The following is a 3,694-nucleotide window of genomic DNA, read 5'->3' on the forward strand; positions in this document are numbered from 1 at the left end:
CTTTCTAAACTCTTGATTAAATGTATCGTTCATTCCATTTTGTACGTTAGAGAAAAGAATTACAAAAATTCGTTTATCTCCATTAAAATTATTAAATGTGTTCCATCCAGCTAATACTCCATGATTATGATTATAATCTGCATTAATGTAGAAACTAAATCCATACTTTCTAGCGGGCGATACAGTAAACATATCTGATAAACTTTGTTTAGAAAGCAATTTACCATCTATAATTGCCTCATCTAACCTTTTCATATCTTCAACAGTTGTATACATTTCACCACAACCATATAGCCAACTCATTCTTAAACGAGGCGTAGCTATTAACTCATTATCTTTTTTCGTATATCCTTCTGCTAAAAACATATCTCCTGGGAAAGTGGCACCCATCCCAGATTCATGCATTCCAACAGTAGTAAAAATGTTTTCTTTCACATAGTCAGCAAGTGGTTCATTTGTTATCTTTTCTACAATATATGCAAGCACCATATAATTATAATCTGTATATCTCCATCCCGTTCCTGCAGGAAATTCAAGTTTTTGAGATCCAATCCATGTTACTAACTTTAAACGTGATGCCGCATCAACTCTACCTTGTCCCTGCTCTGGCAATCCGGAAGTATGTGTTAACAAATTTCTTAACGTAATATTTTTATCTGCCGGAAACGACGGAATATATTTATTCACATTATCTTCTATACTTAATTTCCCTTTTTCTTTTAGCTGTAATATAGATATTGCAACTACTGTTTTTGTTATGGAACCGATGCGATATTTTGTTCTTGGCGTTGTTAAAATTTTATCTTTTACATTCGCATACCCGTATCCTTTTCGTAAAACCACATTATCTTTATCCGCCACGAGAACCGTTCCGTTAAACCCTTTATCTTTTAAATACTGATCTAGTTTCGCTGCTGCAACCTCATAACGTTTTTGTTGATTTACATCAACTTTTGGTTTATCATTTTCAACCTTATTCTTAGAATCTGAAAATGCCCTCAAATTATATTTCTTATCTTTATTTGCATATATTAGTGCAGCGACACTCCCACAAAAAATAGCAAAAATAAAAAAAACAATTAACCATTTCTTAAACATATAGGAACCCTCTTTTATCTAATCTCACTTTATACTTTTCCATTCTATTCTATATCTTTTAATTTTCAAACATTTTATAATCTATCTATCATTCATCATATTACACTAGATTCCTTTTTCTCACACTCAAATTTTGACTACTCTCTATTGTATTTCTTTTTTGTAAAATTTCCACCTTACAATCGGATGCATCCAACCTGAATTTCAATTTCTTATGTAACATTCGTTACACATTAGCCAGAATGGAGGTGTTAATTTGAAAAAGACCGATAAACGCAATCGTTTAGACGATATGATGTTTCATTATCGGGTAACAAAAAATAACATAGTTACAATTGAATATTACGGAAAACAGATTATGATTTTAAAAGGAAATGACGTTGAAAAGTTTTTAAACAAAATAACTCGGGCAAATAATGAAAAAGAAAAACAACTTATTATGGCTAAAATTACAGGTAACTTCAAAAGAGGAAATGAACGTAATTGAAAGCGAATCTCATTTACATTTTGATTATACAGCATATTCAAAAGAAATGTCACTCATACGACATTTCTTTATATTTTCTTCATAAAAAATTTACATTTTTAATATTCTTTTACTTTTATATAAACTTACCGCTGAGATACAAGCAGTGCTTCTTATTTAATTACACAATAAATGCTTCATTACGTCTTCAAGTAATACGTTCGGCTTTAAGACCTCGTTTTCCGTACGCCATCCTATAAATCCATCTGGCCTTATTACTACCGCTCCTCCATTTTCTATCCCGTATAATTTTCTAAAAGAGTTACCTTGATCGATGAAGTCACCAGTTAAACCAACCTGATAAACTTTCACCTTTACTCCTAATCGGGATGAAACAACATGTACTGCTTCAGTCCAAGCACTATGCCCTGCCCCAGTAAGTAATACAAAATTGCTACCAAATAGATCAAGTATAGAAACTTCATTCCCTTCATAAGTTCCCCAAAAATGTGGCGCACGCGTTCCCGGTCGTCCGTTCAAATCCACTATATCCATTCTATGCGGGGTGTTATATTCATCTATAATTGCTTCTGAACAATACTGATAGCCAACAGTAACAGCTAAACTATCCATATTATTCAAATTACCTTCCTCTCTATTCGCTGCACGAAATAACATGCTACTCGCAAAGTCCGTCGTTAATTTCGCAGCCGGATATCTCTCTTCATGATACGTTTCTAATAATTTGGGATTTGCTTTCCCTTTTATAACAGCCGCTAATTTCCAAGCTAAATTATGTGCATCTTGTATCCCTGTATTTGAACCGAATCCTCCTGTTGGCGGCATAATATGTGCTGAGTCACCAACTAAAAAGATACGATTTTCCTGAAATTTCACCGCTGTACTTTCACTCGCTTCCCACGGCAAAACACTTAATATTTCTGGCTTAATATCCGTACTTCCAATTGCAGTTTGAATAATTTGTTTACAGCGTTCTATAGAGAAATCCTCTGGTCGCTCCCCTTTTACTGGATCATAAGCTACATGATAAATCCATTTACTTTCGTTATCGACTGGAATAAGCGCACCAATTACTTCTGGATGTAGTATCATAGTAAAACCGAATGCGCCTCCTTTAATAAATTCACTCAAATCCGCTTCAAAATATATGTTCATATAATAACCACCGATTGTACCACGGCCCTCGGTTAGAATACCTAGCTGTTCCCGTATTTTACTTTTCGCTCCATCTGCTGCGATTACATAATCACAATAAATAAGACACTCTTCCTTCGTTTCACGATTTCGAATAGTTGCTATTACTCCGTTCTCATTTTGCTCATAAGAAATCAGTTCATGATTAAAAGATAGATTTCCGCCTAACTTTTGCGCGTATTGTAACATCATCTCTTCTAACGTAATTTGATAACAAGCAGTTTGTTTTGATGGGCTAATCTCTTCCACTTTACGAACTAACTTTTCGTTATTTTCATACTGAGTCGCCCTTATTTGTTCCAACTCTTCATTCTTTACCTCAGCTATTGTTTGAACCGCAATTCTCCCGTGACAATTCTCTAATGCTTTACCAGCTAATCTAATTCCTTTTTCTAGACCTAATTCTCGAAATAATTCCATCGTACGAAAAGTAATCCCGCCTGCTTTCGGATGAATCGCAGTAGACGGATGCCTTTCAATAAGTAAGTACTCAATGTTCTGTTTTCCAAGAAATAACGCAGACGATAATCCTGATAATCCCCCTCCAACAATTAAAACTGGTACATGTTTCGATTTCATATATTTTCCCTCCACATACATATATTCTTCTGAGCTCAGTGACATAAATATAATCAAAAAAACAATGAAAATATAGACTTATATTTCATTTTGAATTATCATATAGATAGATTACGCCCCAAATTACTTTTTTCCTTTTATACATCTACAACTATGAGGACTGTGTATGAATAAAAGGAAAAAAAACAAAAAGAGCCTTCGTTATATAACGAAGGCTCTTTTTGTTTTTATGACAGTTAAATGGACACAATGTAATGAAGTCCTTACAATAGATTTCAAGGGGATCATTTACAATAAACGTATAATATTTTTAATTAACCTCACACAGAATACATA

General features: G+C 33.7%; 3 protein-coding genes. 1 reads left to right on the forward strand and 2 read right to left on the reverse strand.

Annotated elements, in window-relative coordinates; genetic code table 11:
- On the reverse strand, positions 1 to 1,098 hold a 1,098-nt coding region (locus tag AB3X48_RS19160; protein WP_367959817.1), incomplete at its 3' end, for a serine hydrolase domain-containing protein.
- Positions 1,099 to 1,354: 256 nt separating this feature from the next.
- Between AB3X48_RS19160 and AB3X48_RS19165 the strand changes: the two genes are divergently transcribed.
- Positions 1,355 to 1,585: a hypothetical protein gene (locus AB3X48_RS19165; RefSeq protein WP_016105597.1), complete on the forward strand. Its 231-nt coding sequence runs from the start codon at positions 1,355 to 1,357 to the stop codon at positions 1,583 to 1,585.
- A gap of 156 nt (positions 1,586 to 1,741) precedes the next feature.
- Here AB3X48_RS19165 and AB3X48_RS19170 read toward each other — a convergent pair whose 3' ends face one another.
- Entirely contained in the window at positions 1,742 to 3,358 is a 1,617-nt protein-coding gene (locus AB3X48_RS19170; RefSeq protein WP_016105598.1) for an FAD-dependent oxidoreductase, read from the reverse strand.
- Between the last annotated feature and the right edge of the window lie 336 nt (positions 3,359 to 3,694).

The sequence above is a fragment of the Bacillus sp. S4 genome (genome assembly GCF_040838205.1).
Classification (GTDB): Bacteria; Bacillota; Bacilli; order Bacillales; family Bacillaceae_G; genus Bacillus_A; species Bacillus_A cereus_U.